Below are 15,559 nucleotides of genomic sequence, written 5' to 3'. Positions count from 1 at the left end.
CCTCACCACCAGCCGAGGATCGGCGACAAATGCCTGCCGAGTTCCGGCGCCAGCGACCGCGAATAGCTGGCGGTGAGGTGATGCTCGTCGTGATAGATGAGGACGTTGCCCTCGCTCACCGCGCAGACTTCTCGTTCACACAGCGCGTCCGACAGATCCAGCGGGAACACGTTGGGGAACGAGGCGGCGAACTCCAGCGCCGGGTTCACCTCGTCCAGCGCGGCCGCGCGCGGCATCCCGCAACTGATCCGGTCACCGTGCTGGGCGAGGCAGTCGATGGCCCGGTACCGCACGCCGTCGCGGCGCAGCCACGGGGTGTCGCGGATGGCCAGGACATTGAGGCCACGGTCGGCCAGCCGCGTCCATACTTCCGGATAGTCCGCCGGGGTCTCGTCACCGGCGCCGTCGCGCGGCCGGGTCGCCGTCGTGAAGACCCACTCCGGCCGTTCTACGCCGAGGCGGTCGATCACCTCCACGGACCAGTCGCGGCAGTCCGGATTCGCTTCACCCTTGTACATCGGTTCCGCCGCTACCGTCAGCGGGCAGCCCATCTTCAGGTAGACCTCGACCCGGAAGGCGTGCTCGCGGGCGAGCAGATCGAGCGCGGGCACCCAGTGCTCGGCGTGCGAGCTGCCCACCACCGCGATGGTGCGCTGCGCGGCGGCGTCACCATAGGTGCAGGTGATGACGTCGCGGGTGTCCCAGTCCGCGATACAGCCGTCGCGTGAGGGGTAAGCGGCGTCGGCGGGCGCTTCGTACACGCTCGGCCGCATCGGGGCTTCGGGCGTGCTCGCGCCGTTGACCAGCGCTTCCGCGCCGGGATAGTGCCCCGGATCGAGCGCGGCCACCGCCCGCGGCGGATTCGCCCGGGTCACCACCTGCTCACCGACCGAGACCGCCAGCACCGCGACGCCGAGGGCGGCGACCACCCGGCCGGTGCGGATGGCGCGGGCGGGCGACTGTGGGGCCGGACGGCCGGATCGCATCCGCAGCGGCTCTTCGACGAACCGGTTCGTCAGGTAGGCGAGCACCAGCGACGCACCGATGACGCCCAGGCCGACGCCCAGCCCAGCGGTCGCCGCTCCGGTCCGCGCCAGCACGAAGATCAGGATCGGCCAGTGCCACAGATACAGCGCGTAGGACAGTTCACCGAGGCGCACCGCGGCGGGTGCGCCGAGCAGCCGGTTGGGCAGCGGCTGCCGCGCGGCGGTGAGATTGCCGCCCGCGACGATCAGCGCGGCTGTGGCGCCGACGGGCACCAGCGCGGCCGGTCCGGGGAACCGGTCGGCGCCGTCGATCAACCAGCCGCAGGTGAGCACCGCGACCGCGCCGAGGGCCGCCGCCGCGACCCGCACCCAGCGCGGCGGCGACAGCTTGGGTGCGGCGATCGCCAGCAGCGCCCCGGCGAAGAGCTCCCAGGCGCGGGCGAAACTGTCGTAGTAGTTCCAGCCCTGATGCACCGCGGTGCCGTGCGCGGCGTAGAGGAACGAGGCCACCGTGCCCGCGGTCAGCGCGATCGCCAGGACCGGCCGCACCGCGCCGGGGCGGGCGAAACGCAGCGACAGACTCGCGACCGAGGCCACGGCGACGAGCGCGAGCAGGTAGAACTGCATCTGCACCGCCATGGACCACAGGTGCTGCAACGGGCTCACCGACGGGTCGGCGGCGAGGTAATCCGACCAGGACAACGCGAGATGCCAGTTCTGGTAGTACAGCAGCGACGCCAGCGTCTGCGCCGCCATCTCGCCCCACTGGGTGAACGGGCGCAGCAGCACGGTGGCCGCGATCACGGCGGCCAACAACGTCACCAGGGCGGGCAGCAACCGCCGTGCGAGCCTGCGAGCGGTGTGCGCGACGCGGACCGTGCCGGTGTCCGCCACACCGCGCAGCAGCGACCCGGTGAAGAAGAACCCCGACAGCACCAGGAACACGTCCACCCCGCCCGACACTCGGCCGAACCAGATGTGGAACGCCACGACCAGCGCTATCGCCACGCCGCGCAGCCCGTCCAGATCGTGCCGGTACTCCCCGGCGCCCGCCCGCGGCGCAGCCGCCGCGGTGGCGACCGCGCCCGGCCGGAGCAACCGGTTCACCGCCCGCGCGACGGTCACCGGACTCGCTCGTCGCGGCAACGCGAGGCGACGGCTCGGTGACGGAGGCGGGTACGGGACACGTCATTTCTCTTACCACGGGCGGTGAACTGTAATCCAACTCGCCGGTCCGGAGTGGCGTGCGGAAACGGCGAATAATACGGACAATTCGGGCACCCTGTCCGTGGGGTGCGCCAACCGGTCGATAGGGTGGGATCGTGAATGTCGAGGTGACACCCCTGCCGGGTATCGGTGTACGCAAGGATTTCCCGCTGACCAATACACGACGCCGGATAGGGGTGATCGACCATCGCGACGGCACGATGGATCTCATCGTGAGCAAGCCGGACAACCCCGACGAGACCGAACAGGTACCGCTGTCGGGCAAGGAGGCGGCCGTGCTGGCCAGCCTGCTCGGCGCGCCGCAACTGGTCGAGCAGCTGCGCGAGGAGCACCGCGCGTTCACCGGATTGACCACCCGGCAGCTGTCCATCCCGGACCGCTCCCGCTTCGACGGCCGCAGGCTGGGGGAGACCCAGATACGCACCCGGACGAAAGCGTCCATCGTCGCGGTGGTCCGCAGCGGGCAGCCGATTCCGTCGCCGGGGCCGGACTTCACCTTCACCGCCGGAGACGTGCTCGTCGTCGTCGGCACGGTCGAGGGTCTCGAGGCCGCCGCCAAGATCCTGTTAGACGGCTGAGCGCATGGTGGCACACGAGACCGCGCTCGCGCTGATCCAGCTGGGCGCGGTGTTCTTCGGCCTGGGCCTGCTCGGGCGGATCGCCGCGCGCATCGGCATGTCGCCCATTCCGCTGTACCTGATCGGCGGGCTGGTGTTCGGCACCGGTGGCTTGGTCGAGTTGCGGCAGGTGGACGATTTCATCCATCTCGCCAGCGAAATCGGCGTCGTCCTGCTGTTGCTGCTGCTCGGCCTGGAATACAGCGCCCCGGAGCTGGTCACCGGCATGCGGCGATCGTGGGCCGCCGGCGTAGTTGACATCGTGCTCAACGCGACGCCCGGTGTCCTCGTGGCGCTCGGGCTCGGCTGGGGGTTCACCGGAGCCATCGCGATGGCCGGGGTCACCTACATCTCGTCCTCCGGCATCGTCGCGAAGGTGCTCAACGATCTGGGCAGGCTGGGCAACCGGGAGACGCCGGTGATCCTGTCCATCCTGGTGTTCGAAGACCTGGTGATGGCCGGATACCTGCCCGTGCTGACAGCGGTGCTGGCCGGCGTCGGCTTCGTCGCAGGCCTGAAGACGCTCGGCATCGCCTTGGCGGCGGTCACCGTGGTGCTGATCGTCGCGCTGCGTTACGGCCGCTACGTCTCCGCGATCGTCGACAGCGCCGACCGCGAGATCTTCCTGTTGAAACTGCTCGGTTCCGCGTTGCTGGTCGCTGGGGCGGCCTCGGCGGTGCAGGTGTCGGCGGCGGTCGGCGCGTTCCTGCTCGGCATCGCGATCTCGGACTCGACCGCGCACAACGCGACCAAGCTGCTGGAACCGCTGCGCGATCTGTTCGCCGCGCTGTTCTTCGTCCTGTTCGGCCTGAGCACCGACCCGGCGAGCATCCCACCGGTGCTGGGCTGGGCTTGCCTGCTGGCGCTGGTCACCACGGCCAGCAAGATCGCCACCGGATGGTGGGCGGCCGAGCGGGCCGGTGCGGGCCGCTTGGGCCGGGCGCGGGCGGGCACCGCCTTGGTCGCCCACGGCGAGTTCTCGATCGTCATCGCCGGACTCGCGGTGGCCGCGGGCGCGGTCCCCGCCGAATTCGCCGCGCTGGCCACCACCTACGTGCTGTTGATGGCGGTGCTCGGGCCGGTGGTCAGCCGGTTCGTCGAACCGGTGATGGCGGTGGTGCTGCGGCGCCGCGCCGGGGTCTCCTGACGCGCGGCGCCGCACCGCCACCGCGACGGATTCAGTTGCGCCCGGCGGAAACGGAATTCAGCACGACGCCGGCGGCGGGCTCGCCGTCGGACGAGCCGTCCTTGACGCCCGCGGCGGCGATCGAGGTCAGCACGTCCATGCCTGCGGTGACTCGCCCGAACGGGGTGTAGCTCGGCGGCAGCGGCGCGTCGCGGTAGACGACGAAGAACTGGCTGCCGTTGGTGCCGGGGCCCGCGTTCGCCATCGCGATCGTGCCCGCCGGGTAGGTCGCGCCCGCCAGGTTCTCGTCGGGGAATTGGTAGCCGGGCCCGCCCATGCCGGTCGCGGTCGGGTCGCCGCACTGCAGCACGTAGATGCCCTCGGTGGTGATCCGGTGGCACTTGGTGTGGTCGAAGTACTGCTCTCCGGCCAGGAACACGAACGAGTTGACCGTGCGCGGCGCGCGGGACGCGTCCAGAGCGATGGTGACGGCGCCGCAGTTGGTGGCCAGCGTCGCCGTGTATCCGGCGTTGGTGTCGATGGTCATGCCGGGTTCGGCGGGCCATTGCTTGCCGTTCGGCTGACCCGCGGCCGGTGCGCCGCAGCCGGCCTGCGCCGGGGCCGCCGAGACGACACCCGTCGCGGACGTCACCAGCGCCACGCCGACGGCGAGGACCCCGAGGATCCGCAGCGATCGCCACGCTACGCTCCGGCGCCCCGCGCGCCGGCCGTTGACGAGTTCTCGCGCTTGCACTTCGCTGCTCACCGCTGAAAATCTCCTTCACTCGGGGTTGCGCACCGGACGATGCAGCGCGAATCATTCCACCTCGCCCGGTTCCGCAGGGGAGTACGGCTCGATTGCCCGGATGCACACGGTTGCGAGGCCGCGGGTAGCCCGGTTGCCACGGATTGGCTACAAAACTCTTCTCGGCAGTTTTCGAGCCACGGAGCCGGTTGCCGGTGACGTATAACTGGGCATGGGAATCGTTCGAGCCGCGCTGGTCCAGACGAACTGGACCGGCGACAAGGAGTCGATGCTCGCGGCGCACGAGGACTACGCGCGCCGCGCCGCCGCGCACGGAGCCGCGGTGATCTGCTTCCAAGAGCTGTTCTACGCGCCGTATTTCTGCCAGCGCCAGGACACGCGGTTCTACGACTACGCCGAATCCGTCCCGGGGCCGACGACCGAGCGGTTCGCCGCACTCGCGAAGGAACTGGGCCTGGTGATGATCCTGCCGGTGTACGAGCAGCAACAGCCCGGTCTGCTGTACAACACGGCGGCGGTCATCGACGCCGACGGCGCCTATCTCGGCAAGTACCGCAAACACCACCTGCCGCACGTGCACGGATTCTGGGAGAAGTTCTATTTCCGGCCGGGCAATCTCGGTTGGCCGGTGTTCGACACCGCGGTGGGCAAGGTCGGCGTGTACATCTGCTACGACCGGCACTTTCCCGAGGGGTGGCGCGCGCTGGCCCTCGCCGGTGCGGAACTCGTGTTCAACCCGTCGGCGACGTCGCGGGGCCTGTCCGGTTACCTCTGGCGACTGGAACAACCCGCGGCCGCGGTGGCCAACGAGTACTACATCGGCGCCATCAACCGGGTGGGCGCCGAGGAGTACGGCGACGACGACTTCTACGGCACCAGCTATTTCGTCGACCCGGAAGGCAAGTTCGTCGGCGACGTCGCCTCCGACACCGACCCCGAGCTGGTCGTCCGCGATCTGGACATGGATCTGATCAAGGTGGTGCGCGACCGCTGGGCCTTCTACCGCGATCGCCGCCCCGACGCCTACGGGCCGCTGGTGGCCCCCTGAGACCGGGAAGAACGACATGGCGCGCACTTTCATCCACGGCGGCACGGTGGTCTCCTCCACCGGAGCGCAGCCGCTCGACGTGCTCGTCGACGGCGAGACCATCGCCGCCGTCCTGCGGCCCGGCTCCGTCGCGCTCGGCGCCGACCTCGCCGCGGCCGCCGATCACGTGCTCGACGCGACCGGCAGATACGTCGTCCCCGGCGGCGTGGACGGCCACACCCACATGCAGATGCCCTTCGGCGGGACGCAAGCCTCCGACACCTTCGAGACCGGCACCCGCGCGGCCGCCTGGGGCGGCACAACCACCATCATCGACTTCGTCGTGCAGCGGCACGGCGAACGAGTCCAGGACACCCTGGCCGCCTGGCACGAGAAGGCGGCCGGGCAGTGCGCGATCGACTACGGCTTCCATCAGATCATCGGCGACGTCGATGACGAATCCTTGAAGGCCATGAGCGAACTGGTGGCCGAGGGCGTCACCAGCTTCAAACTCTTCATGGCCTATCCGGGTGTCTTCTACTCCACCGACGGCCAGATCCTGCGCGCCATGCAGTCCGCGGCGGAGCTGGGCGCGCTGGTGATGATGCACGCGGAGAACGGGATCGCCATCGACGTGCTGGTCGAGCAGGCGCTCGCGCGAGGCGACACCGCGCCGTACTTCCACGGCACGACCAGGCCGTGGCAGCTCGAGGAGGAAGCCACCCACCGCGCGATCATGCTGGCGGAGCTGACCGGCGTGCCGCTCTACGTCGTGCACGTGTCGGCCAAGCAGGCGCTGGCCCGGATCGCCGCCGCCCGCGACGCCGGGCGCAACGTCTTCGGCGAGACCTGCCCCCAGTACCTCTATCTCTCGCTCGAGGACCAGCTCGGCGCGCCGGGATTCGAGGGCGCCAAATGGGTGTGCTCCACGCCGCTGCGGTCGAAGGCCGAAGGGCATCAGGACGAGCTGTGGCGCTACCTGCGCACCGGCGACGTCACCGCCGTCGGCACCGATCACTGCCCGTTCTGCCTGAAAGACCAGAAGGAGATGGGGCTCGGCGACTTCAGCAAGATTCCCAACGGCATCGGCGGCGTCGAACATCGGATGGATCTGATGTTCCAGGGCGTCCGCTCCGGCCGGATCTCGCTGGAACGCTGGATCGACGTCTGCTGCACCACACCGGCCAGGATGTTCGGCATGTACCCGCGCAAAGGGGTGATCAGCCCGGGTGCGGACGCCGACATCGTCGTCTACGACCCGAACGGTCACACCAGTATCGGTCTCGGCAAGACCCACCACATGAACATGGACTACTCGGCCTACGAGGGATTCGAGATCGATGGTCACGTGGACACGGTGCTGTCGCGGGGCCGGGTGGTCGTGGACGACGGCGTCTACCTCGGGCACGCCGGGCACGGCCGTTTCGTCGCGCGTGGACTCGCGCAGAACCTGATCTGACCTTCGATCCTCGGAACGGAGAAGTGCCCGCATGGACATCGGTGTGGTGCTGCAATGCACGCCCCCCGCCGCGCGTGTGATCGAACTGGCCAGGCTCGCGGAGACATACGGGTTCTCCCACGTCTGGACCTTCGACTCGCACCTGCTCTGGCAGGAGCCCTACGTCATCTACAGCCAGATCCTGGCCGCCACCCGCAAGGTCGTGGTCGGTCCGATGGTGACCAACCCGGCCACCAGAGACTGGACGGTGACCGCGTCGACCTTCGCCACGCTCAACGAGATGTTCGGCAACCGCACCGTCTGCGGGATCGGCCGCGGCGACTCGGCCGTGCGCACGCTGGGCGGCAGGCCCGCCACGCTGGACACCCTGCGGCGAGCGATCGAGGTCATCCGCGAACTCGGCAACGGTCGCAGCGCGCGGGTGGACGACACCGTCGTCCGGTTGCCGTGGGCGGCCGGCTCCCGCCTGGAGGTGTGGGCGGCGGGCTACGGGCCGCGCGCGCTCGAGCTGACCGGCGCCGTGGCCGACGGGTTCATCCTGCAACTGGCCGACCCGGACATCGCGGCATGGACCATCGCCCGGGTGCGCGCCGCGGCCGAGCGCGCGGGCCGGGACCCGGCGGCGGTCCGGATCTGCGTCGCCGCACCCGCGTATGTCACCGACGGGACGGACGCGGCGCTGGCGCACGCGCGGCAACAGTGCCGATGGTTCGGCGGGATGGTCGGCAACCACGTGGCGGAGATGGTGGCGAGATACGGTACGGCAGGCGAGATCCCGGCCGCCCTCACCGACTATGTCGAAGGCAGGCGCGGCTACGACTACAACCTGCACGGACGCGCGGGCAATGTGCACGCCGAGTTCGTGCCCGACGCCATCGTGGACCGCTTCTGCCTGCTGGGCACGCCCGACGACCACCTGTCCCGGCTGCGTGAGCTGGAGGGGCTCGGCGTGCACCAATTCGCCGTCTATCTCCAGCACGACGCGAAGAACGCGACATTGGCGGCGTACGGTGAATCGGTGCTGCCAAGTCTCGCCTCCCTCGTCACCGCGACTCGATCGAACGAAGGGAGCGACTAGCGTGGCCGATCACGTCTTCTATCCCTGGAGCGCGCAGGCCGAGTTGAACCCGGTTCCGATCACCGGGGCGTTCGGTTCCTACTTCTGGGACGACACCGGCAAGCGCTACCTGGATTTCTCCTCCCAGATGGTCAACGTGAACATCGGCCACCAGCATCCGGACATCGTCGCGGCGATCGTCGCGCAGGCGCAGCGGTTGGCGACCATCTCGCCGACGGTCGGCAACGACGTGCGCAGCGAACTGGCCCGGCTGATCGTCGAGCGGGCTCCCGGCGACCTGAACCGGATCCTGTTCACCACCGGCGGCGCCGAGGCCGTCGAGCACGCGGTGCGTTTGGCGCGCAGCTACACCGGCCGGACGAAGATGCTCGCCGCCTACCGCTCCTACCACGGCGGCACGGGCGTCGCGATCGGCCTGACGGGGGAACCGCGCCGCTGGGGCGCGGAGCCGACCAACGTCGACGTGGTGCGGTTCTTCGGGCCCTACCCGTACCGGTCACCGTGGGGCACGGCGACTCCCGAGGAAGAGACGGCAGCCGCGCTGCGGCACCTGCGGCAGGTGATCGAGCTGGAGGGGCCGCAGCACATCGCGGGACTGATCCTGGAGACGGTGGTCGGCACCAACGGTGTGCTCGTCCCGCCGCCCGGTTACCTCGCCGGCGTGCGAGCGCTGTGCGACGAGTTCGGCATCGTCTACATCGCCGACGAAGTGATGGTCGGGTTCGGCCGGGTCGGCGAATGGTTCGCGGTTCAGGCGTTCGGCGTCGAGCCGGACATCATCACCTTCGCCAAGGGGGTGAACTCCGGCTACGTCCCGCTCGGCGGCGTGCTCATGGCCGAGCGGATCGCGCGGCGTTACGACCATGTGGTGTACCCGGGCGGCCTCACCTACGCGGGACACCCGCTGGCCTGCGCGGCGGGCGTCGCCTCGATCGCGGTGTTCGAGCGGGAGGGAATCCTCGATCACGTGCGGGCGGTGGGCGCCGATGTGCTCGGCAAAGGTCTGCGCGAGCTGGCCGGTCGTCATCCGAGCGTCGGGGAGGTGCGCGGGCTCGGCTTCTTCTGGGCGCTGGAGCTGGTCCGGGATCACCGCGACCGGCAGCCGCTGATCCCGTTCGCGGCGACGGGCGCGGACGCCGAACCGATGGCCGCCGTCACCGCCGCGGCCAAGGCGCGCGGGCTGTGGCCGTTCAACGCAGGCAACCGCTTCCAGATCGCGCCGCCGCTGACCACGACGGCCGACGAACTGCGCACCGGCCTGGAGATCGTGGACGAAGTGCTCGACGTCGCCGACGGTTACGTCGACGGCTGAGCCGCCCGGTGCGGCGTCAGTTCCACCACCACGCCGCCCTGCTGCCAGGTCTGGTAGATGTCGGCCTTGGAGGGTGAACCGTCGGCCGTGAAGCCGATGCCGTTGTACTCGGCGTTCTGCTTGTTGTCCCGCGCGACGATCTCGTACAGCCGGAGCACCTCCGCCTCGGAGGTGTGGACCACCGGGTCGAACGTGCGAGGCGCGCCGCCTAAGGAGGCCCGCACCGGATCGCCCGCCTTCAGGTTCTTCACCCACGGACGCAGGGCGGTGCCGATCAGCAGACTGTCACCGTGCCGGGTGTAGGCCACCGGCACGTCGTACACCTTCCCCGACTTGCGCCCGACGACGTGCAGGATCATCAGCCGCTTGCCGACGATGCCCGACAAGCCTGGCACGCGCAGCAGCGTGCGCACGACCCGGTTCAGCACGCTCTGATACGCGGGGATGCGTTCGGGACCGGAGGTGGTCGGTGTGCCGTAGGGGTTCTCGGGCGACGGGTGCTCAGTCATGACTTCCAGTATCGGAGCAGGCGCCGCGGTCGGCGCTGTGAAGTCCGAGATCCGCCAGTGGGCGCGCGGCGAACCGGGCGCGCGCTCTCGGTACTCTGCGTGCATGACTTCCGGGCAGACCGAGATCTGGCACAACCCGCGGTGCAGCAAGAGCCGCAACGCCACCGCGTTCCTGAACGAGGCCGGTGTCGACTACACCGTGCGCAAGTATCTGGACCAGCCGCCGACGGCCGCCGAACTGCGTGAGGTGTTGCGGCGGCTGGACGCCGAACCGTGGGACATCACCCGCACGGGCGAGCAGGTCGCCAAGGATCTCGGCATGGCGAGCTGGCCGCGGACCGCCGCCGACCGGGACCGCTGGATCGACGCCTTGGTCGAACATCCGGGGCTGATCCAACGGCCGATCGTGCTCACCGCCGACGGCGGCGCGGTGGTGGCCCGCGACGACACCGCACTGCGCGATCTGCTCTGACAAGCGTTCCCGCCGTGTGGAACCCGGCCGGTAGGGTCGGCGGACATGAAAGTACAACTGCGCCACAGTCCCGCCGCCGCCGTCGCACGGTGCTTTCTCGCCGGAGGCGAGCCGATGCGGGTCGAGAGCGGCGCCATGGTGGCGCACTCGGCGGGAGTCACGTTGCAGGCCAAGGCAGAGGGCGGCATCCTGGCCGGGCTGAAGCGGTCGGTGCTGGCCGGCGAATCGTTCTTCGTCTCGACGTTCACCGCGCCACCGCAGGGCGGCTGGGTCGACGTGGCGCCCGCGCTTCCCGGCGACATGCTCAACTTGCAGATCACGCCGGATCGGCCTTTCTTCATCAGCCGAGGGGGCTGGATCGCCAACTCGCACGGCGTGCAGGTGGAGAGCAAGTGGGGCGGTTTCGCCAATCTGTTCGGCGGCGAAGGCGGGTTCGGTCTGCGCGCGCACGGCGATGGCGAGATCGTGGTGGGCGTGTTCGGCGCGATCGATGTGATCGATCTGCAACCGGGCGAGCCCATCACGATCGACACCGGGCACGTGGTCGCCTACGACCTGGCGATGAATTTCAGTATCCGCCGAGCGGTTTCGGGCCGATCGATCCAGTCGCTGAAATCCGGCGAGGGCTTCGTCTTCGACTTCACCGGTCCCGGCAGGCTGCTGTTGCAGACCCGCAATCCCGGTGCGTTCGCCGCCTGGGCGGCATCCGTCGCGTCGTCCAGCTGATCAGGGTCGCGTCCCGGCGTCCTCCGGTGGCCGGGCGCAGGTCAGCAGGTCGGTGATGAGCAGGCGAGTGTCCGGGACGAACGGCCAGTCCGGATCGGCCAGACGCGCCAGCAGCTCGGCGTCGTTCCACCACCATCCCGCGGCGATTTCGTCGGGTTGGTGGCGGATCGGCCCGTCGTAGCGCGCCTCGTACGCGAACAGATGGCAGCGCATCGGCCGACCGGCCCACTCGCCGTCCCAGGAGACGGTCGCCAGCGGTCGTCGGGAGACGGCGGCGAGGTCGGGCGTGACGCCCAGTTCTTCGGCCAGTTCGCGCACGGCCGTCCCGCGTGGCGCTTCGCCCGGCGCGACCACACCACCGGCGAGGCAGTCGTGCATACCGGCGAAAACCAGCTTGGTGTCGGTGCGGCGGTGCACGTAGACGCGTTCGCCGTCACCGGACCGCAGGAGCACGCCCGCGCTGGCGTGCCACAATCCGTCGCGGTAGACCGCTGACCGCTCCGCGGCGCCCACCGGGTTGCCCGCCGCATCGTAGACCGCGATCGTTTCGCCGCCCGGCTCTCCGGGGTGGGGCGGCTCGCGATGACGCGGCGGAGCGGACATGGGTCGAGAGTAACGTGAACACCGCACGCCACAGGGAGAGAGGATCGCCGCCCATGGTGCTTCCGCACGCACTGGCGAATTTCAACCGGCATGTCACCAACCCCACCGCGGGCCTGGTCGCGGGACGCGCGCCCGGCTTCGGCATCGTGCTGCACAAGGGCAGGAAGTCGGGACGGGCCTACCGCACCCCGGTCATGGTCTTCGACCAGGACGGCGCCTACCGGATCGCGCTGACCTACGGCCGGGATGTGGACTGGGTCAAGAACATTCGCGCGGCGGGCGGTTTCGCCCTGGAAACCCGCGGCCATGTCGTCGAGCTGACCGATCCGGTCGTGCGGCACGACCCGGCCGCGGCGTGGGCGCCGCTCGGCGTGCGGCAGGTACTGAAGACGATCTCGGCGGACTACTACGTCGAGGCCCGTCCGGCGGACTGATCGGCCCCGATCGCCCGCCGTCCACCGGCAACAGCGTCGTCGCCGGACCGTGCTCCCATCGCGCGGGTGCGGCTATTCGCCGGTGTGGCTCAGCACCGCGGGCGACAACCCGAACGTCCGGCGGCAGGTGCGGGTCAGGTCGGCGCCGTCGGAGAAACCCGCCGCGTGCGCGGCCGCTGTGAGATCGTCTCCGGCCAGCGCGCGGGTCCGCGCGATGTGCAGCCGCAGCCAAAGGATGTAGCGCCGCAAGGGGATTCCCATCTGCTCGGTGAACAGGTGGGACAGCCGGGGCGCGGGAATCCCCAGTTGTCGTGCGACGTCCGCGCCGCGCACCGACCCGGTGCGCACCAGAGCGGGCAGCAGTTGCAGGGCCGCCGTGATCACCGCGTGCCGCTCGCCCGATCCGGAGGCGTCGTCCTGGGGCAGCAGATCGTCGACGACCGCGGCGACCTGCGCGGTCAGATCGCCGCCACCGGCGGTGATGCCGAGGGTGTCGGCATCGTCGACCCATCCGTTGAGGTGGGCTCTGCGATCTGCCGCCGCGCCCGCGGCCGTCTCCGGGTCGAGGTAGACGGCCGTGCCGTGCGCGGCGCCCACGTCGATCCGGTGCGGTGCGTCGGTCGGCACGATGACGTGGGTGCCCTGCCTGCGGACACCGCTACCGTCCACCAGCACGATCGGCGTGCTCGCGGCGACGATCTGCACCGCGTGATGCGCGTGCAACTCCGTGGGACCGATCGATCCGGCGAAGGCGAGCACTCCCGGCCGCAGCAGCGCGAGGCCCGCTGGTTCGTCCGCCGCGCTTCCAGGCGCCATCGAGAAGCCGTTGGTGACCAGAGCCTTGATCATGGGATGCTCCCGGCTGAGACACTCGCGCTGAATCCTGGGATGAGCGTATCGGTTTCAGCCGGGCGGTATTCCCGATTCCTCCGATTACCGGTCAGCTCTCGGTCACCTCGACGCCGCGCCAGAACGCGACGTAGTCCTTGATCTGTGCCGCCTTGGTCTTCGGCTCCGGGTAGTACCAGGCGGCATCGGTGTTGCTGTCTCCGTCGACCACCACGGTGTAGTAGCTGGCGGTGCCCTTCCACGGGCAGTAGGTGTGCGTGTCGGAGGGCTGGAAGAACTCCGGCCGGATCGAGTCCGGCGGGAAGTAGTGATTGCCCTCGACGATGATGGTGTCATTGCTGGTCGCGAGGACGCGGCCGTGCCAAGTTGCCGTTGCCATCCTTCGATTCTGCCCCTGTTCCATCAGTGGGCGGCGGCCGAGCAGGTACGGCGGCAGGCGGGATCACTCGCGATACTCGGGCCGGTGGAGTTCGACGGCCAATGCCACGAGTTCGCTCAGGTACGCGCCGTCCGATCCGGCCCGCCGCATCGCTTCGGCCACGGGGAAGGCGCGCACCTCGAGGATCCGCTCGGCATCGTCCGGATTGGTCGGGGCGGAGTCGAGCACCACATCCGCGGTGCACCACAGCCACGCCTTGTGCGGATGGGGCTGCCACTCGCGATGCGGTGCGGAGCTGTTGCTCGTCGCGTGATGCGCGCCGAGCCATCGGATCGGCCCGACCGGCCGTGCTCCCGCCTCCTCCCGCAGTTCACGGCGCACGCAGGCGTCGATCGACTCGCCGCGTTCCCTCGTGCCGCCCGGAATCAGCCAGACGTCGCGGTCGTCACGGCACAGCACGATCTCGTCGCCGACGAAACAGACCACGTGGATATTGGTGACCAGTTCGTCGGACGGGAGCGCGGTGGAGAACCGCACATCCAGATCGCCCCACGCCCAGTGGGCCGGTGTGTGCAGCAAAGGGTAGCGATCGGCGAGCGTCACAGCACGACGGTAGCGGGCGCCGAGTGCCGTGTCCGCCGGATCGCCGCGGCGTGTGCGGCTGCGACAAGCGCAGGGCCGCAATGGAAATCGTGCTGCCCGCATCCCGGTGGTCGGCTCGGCGGTCAGTGTTCCCTGGCCAGTGTTCGGTAACTCACGTTCCAGAACCACTCCACCGGCCCCCGCTCGAAGCGTCGTAGCCACAGGTGCGCTCCGCACGCGATGATCAGCGACACGAGCAGGTAGACACCGATGGTGAAGGGGACGCGGTCGTCGGGCGAGACCCGCGCGGCGAGTCCGAAACCCCAGCCGTAGCAGAGCATCGATGCCACCAGGTTCTGCAGGATGTAGCAGCTGAGCGCGGTGCGGCCGATCTCGGCGAAACGCCGTCCGGCGAAACCGGGGCGGGGACGCCGCAGGTACCACTCGGCGACCGCGGCCAGAATGCCGAGAGCGACGAACGGGGCGCTGCCGTACCGAGTGAACAGGATGAGGTCGCCACCGCCCAGAATGCCGACGCCGAGGTCGATCGGCGCGGCTATCGCGAAACCGATGACCATCAGCCGCTTGCGCAGCCGCGCGCCCTCCGGCGCGAACACACCCGCACGGAACAGCCGGGCGCCGGTCAGGAACAGCGCGACCGACATCGCGAAGACGAAGATCGTCTCCGTCCGGAACAGCCCGGCGTTGCCGAGGCGGAACAGCGCCAGCTCCCAGAACGAGCCGTCAGCGTAGGGATTCGGGTCCAGGGCGCGACGCGACGCGGCGTCCGGTCCCGGCGCGAACGCCAGAGCCAGCGCGATCAGCGTCAACAGCGATACATGCGCGGCCGCCGCGCCGACCAGCCAGCGCCGCCTCGTCCGCGGCCCGGTGGCCAGCACGAAGGCGACCACGAGCCCGGTCACGGCGTAACCCATCAGGACGTCGTACTCGGCGACGAAGACGAAATTGACCAGACCGTCCAGGAAGAGCAGTCCCGCGCGCCAGGGATACTTCCCCGGCCAGCGGCGCCCTGCCTTCGTGGCGGAGCGTTGCTGGATGGCGAGGCCGATGCCGAACATGACGGTGAGCAGCCCGAGGAACTTGCCCTGCGCCAGCTGCTGGAGCACGCGCTCGGCCCAGGTCCAGCCACCGGCCTGCCCACCGAGGTCGTGCAGATAGCCGACCAGCCCCTCCGGGTTCGTGACGATCCAGATGTTGGTGGCGAGCGTGCCGAGGATCGCGATCCCGCGCAGCACGTCCAACGCGACGAGCCGGGCGGGTGCGGGCGGCGGCTCGGGCGCCTCGCGGTGCTGCTCGGTGGTCTCCACGGGGCGGGCGGCGATCGGCTCGGACATGTCCCGACTATCGCGCCGACCTGCGCCGCGAGGAGTCCTCCGGAAGTACCAC

The 15,559-nt window shown here is 69.8% G+C and carries 17 protein-coding genes; 9 read left to right on the top strand and 8 right to left on the bottom strand.

What is annotated here, in order from left to right:
- Window positions 1–2: 2 nt before the first annotated feature.
- Complete coding sequence (locus tag NB3_RS24085; RefSeq protein WP_244892051.1) at window positions 3–2,111, bottom strand: acyltransferase family protein; 2,109 nt, start codon at window positions 2,109–2,111, stop codon at window positions 3–5.
- A 197-nt stretch (window positions 2,112–2,308) separates the two neighbouring features.
- Here NB3_RS24085 and NB3_RS24080 point away from each other — a divergent pair, with 197 nt between their 5' ends.
- Window positions 2,309–2,791 (top strand): cation:proton antiporter regulatory subunit, encoded by a 483-nt coding sequence (locus NB3_RS24080; RefSeq protein WP_067807755.1) that lies wholly within the window; start codon window positions 2,309–2,311, stop codon window positions 2,789–2,791.
- Between the two features lie 4 nt (window positions 2,792–2,795).
- Window positions 2,796–3,977 carry a cation:proton antiporter gene (locus NB3_RS24075; protein ID WP_067807752.1) on the top strand — a complete coding sequence of 394 codons (1,182 nt, stop codon included), beginning with the start codon at window positions 2,796–2,798 and terminating at the stop codon, window positions 3,975–3,977.
- 31 nt (window positions 3,978–4,008) lie between these two features.
- Here the strand turns inward: NB3_RS24075 and NB3_RS24070 are convergent, their stop codons facing one another.
- Window positions 4,009–4,722: a peptidylprolyl isomerase gene (locus NB3_RS24070; RefSeq protein ID WP_244892050.1), complete on the bottom strand. Its 714-nt coding sequence runs from the start codon at window positions 4,720–4,722 to the stop codon at window positions 4,009–4,011.
- 211 nt (window positions 4,723–4,933) lie between these two features.
- Here NB3_RS24070 and NB3_RS24065 point away from each other — a divergent pair, with 211 nt between their 5' ends.
- The 4 genes from NB3_RS24065 to NB3_RS24050 are packed head-to-tail and all read left to right on the top strand — an operon-like array spanning window position 4,934 to window position 9,598.
- Window positions 4,934–5,770, top strand: a complete 837-nt coding sequence (locus NB3_RS24065) for a nitrilase-related carbon-nitrogen hydrolase (protein WP_067807749.1) — start codon at window positions 4,934–4,936, stop codon at window positions 5,768–5,770.
- Between the two features lie 16 nt (window positions 5,771–5,786).
- On the top strand, window positions 5,787–7,208 hold the full coding sequence (gene hydA / locus NB3_RS24060) for a dihydropyrimidinase (protein ID WP_067807746.1): 1,422 nt from the start codon (window positions 5,787–5,789) through the stop codon (window positions 7,206–7,208).
- Between the two features lie 31 nt (window positions 7,209–7,239).
- Window positions 7,240–8,286, top strand: coding sequence for a TIGR03842 family LLM class F420-dependent oxidoreductase (locus NB3_RS24055; protein ID WP_067807743.1), 1,047 nt, complete (start codon window positions 7,240–7,242; stop codon window positions 8,284–8,286).
- 1 nt (window position 8,287) lies between these two features.
- Window positions 8,288–9,598, top strand: coding sequence for an aspartate aminotransferase family protein (locus NB3_RS24050; protein WP_067807742.1), 1,311 nt, complete (start codon window positions 8,288–8,290; stop codon window positions 9,596–9,598).
- Here NB3_RS24050 and NB3_RS24045 read toward each other — a convergent pair.
- Window positions 9,583–10,107, bottom strand: a complete 525-nt coding sequence (locus NB3_RS24045; RefSeq protein ID WP_169810740.1) for a nitroreductase/quinone reductase family protein — start codon at window positions 10,105–10,107, stop codon at window positions 9,583–9,585. The two genes, NB3_RS24050 and NB3_RS24045, sit on opposite strands and share 16 nt — an antisense overlap.
- Window positions 10,108–10,210: 103 nt before the next feature.
- On the opposite strand from NB3_RS24045, the gene NB3_RS24040 reads away from it, so the two are divergent.
- Together NB3_RS24040 and NB3_RS24035 are read left to right on the top strand one after the other, a co-directional pair.
- Window positions 10,211–10,579 (top strand): arsenate reductase family protein, encoded by a 369-nt coding sequence (locus NB3_RS24040; protein WP_067807846.1) that lies wholly within the window; start codon window positions 10,211–10,213, stop codon window positions 10,577–10,579.
- Window positions 10,580–10,624: 45 nt separating this feature from the next.
- Window positions 10,625–11,305, top strand: a complete 681-nt coding sequence (locus tag NB3_RS24035; protein ID WP_067807741.1) for a TIGR00266 family protein — start codon at window positions 10,625–10,627, stop codon at window positions 11,303–11,305.
- Here NB3_RS24035 and NB3_RS24030 read toward each other — a convergent pair whose 3' ends face one another.
- On the bottom strand, window positions 11,306–11,908 hold the full coding sequence (locus tag NB3_RS24030; protein ID WP_067807739.1) for an NUDIX hydrolase: 603 nt from the start codon (window positions 11,906–11,908) through the stop codon (window positions 11,306–11,308).
- 53 nt (window positions 11,909–11,961) lie between these two features.
- On the opposite strand from NB3_RS24030, the gene NB3_RS24025 reads away from it, so the two are divergent.
- On the top strand, window positions 11,962–12,342 hold the full coding sequence (locus NB3_RS24025; protein ID WP_067807736.1) for a nitroreductase family deazaflavin-dependent oxidoreductase: 381 nt from the start codon (window positions 11,962–11,964) through the stop codon (window positions 12,340–12,342).
- A gap of 72 nt (window positions 12,343–12,414) precedes the next feature.
- On the opposite strand, the gene NB3_RS24020 is transcribed toward NB3_RS24025, so the two are convergent.
- From NB3_RS24020 to NB3_RS24005, 4 genes are all read right to left on the bottom strand, one after another.
- Entirely contained in the window at window positions 12,415–13,191 is a 777-nt protein-coding gene (locus NB3_RS24020) for an AraC family transcriptional regulator (protein WP_244892049.1), read from the bottom strand.
- A gap of 91 nt (window positions 13,192–13,282) precedes the next feature.
- Window positions 13,283–13,570, bottom strand: coding sequence for a DUF427 domain-containing protein (locus NB3_RS24015; protein WP_067807733.1), 288 nt, complete (start codon window positions 13,568–13,570; stop codon window positions 13,283–13,285).
- Window positions 13,571–13,633: 63 nt separating this feature from the next.
- A complete protein-coding gene (locus NB3_RS24010) occupies window positions 13,634–14,173 on the bottom strand; it encodes an NUDIX hydrolase (protein ID WP_067807730.1) in 540 nt (179 codons plus the stop codon).
- Between the two features lie 122 nt (window positions 14,174–14,295).
- Window positions 14,296–15,507, bottom strand: a complete 1,212-nt coding sequence (locus NB3_RS24005; protein WP_084823612.1) for a DUF418 domain-containing protein — start codon at window positions 15,505–15,507, stop codon at window positions 14,296–14,298.
- Window positions 15,508–15,559 lie beyond the last annotated feature (52 nt).

It is taken from the genome of Nocardia beijingensis NBRC 16342, assembly GCF_001612785.1.
GTDB classification, from domain to species: Bacteria; Actinomycetota; Actinomycetes; order Mycobacteriales; family Mycobacteriaceae; genus Nocardia; species Nocardia beijingensis.
The sequence above is the reverse complement of the archived record's forward strand: the minus strand, read 5'-3'. Positions and strand labels throughout refer to the sequence as shown.

Coding starts and splice junctions, on each gene's coding strand:
- NB3_RS24040 (WP_067807846.1), top strand. CDS start 10,211: ATGACTTCCGGGCAGACCGAGATCTGGCACAACCCGCGGTGCAGCAAG.
- NB3_RS24045 (WP_169810740.1), bottom strand. CDS start 10,107: ATGACTGAGCACCCGTCGCCCGAGAACCCCTACGGCACACCGACCACC.
- NB3_RS24035 (WP_067807741.1), top strand. CDS start 10,625: ATGAAAGTACAACTGCGCCACAGTCCCGCCGCCGCCGTCGCACGGTGC.
- NB3_RS24005 (WP_084823612.1), bottom strand. CDS start 15,507: ATGTCCGAGCCGATCGCCGCCCGCCCCGTGGAGACCACCGAGCAGCAC.
- NB3_RS24030 (WP_067807739.1), bottom strand. CDS start 11,908: ATGTCCGCTCCGCCGCGTCATCGCGAGCCGCCCCACCCCGGAGAGCCG.
- NB3_RS24065 (WP_067807749.1), top strand. CDS start 4,934: ATGGGAATCGTTCGAGCCGCGCTGGTCCAGACGAACTGGACCGGCGAC.
- NB3_RS24025 (WP_067807736.1), top strand. CDS start 11,962: ATGGTGCTTCCGCACGCACTGGCGAATTTCAACCGGCATGTCACCAAC.
- NB3_RS24015 (WP_067807733.1), bottom strand. CDS start 13,570: ATGGCAACGGCAACTTGGCACGGCCGCGTCCTCGCGACCAGCAATGAC.
- NB3_RS24020 (WP_244892049.1), bottom strand. CDS start 13,191: ATGATCAAGGCTCTGGTCACCAACGGCTTCTCGATGGCGCCTGGAAGC.
- NB3_RS24075 (WP_067807752.1), top strand. CDS start 2,796: ATGGTGGCACACGAGACCGCGCTCGCGCTGATCCAGCTGGGCGCGGTG.
- NB3_RS24055 (WP_067807743.1), top strand. CDS start 7,240: ATGGACATCGGTGTGGTGCTGCAATGCACGCCCCCCGCCGCGCGTGTG.
- hydA (WP_067807746.1), top strand. CDS start 5,787: ATGGCGCGCACTTTCATCCACGGCGGCACGGTGGTCTCCTCCACCGGA.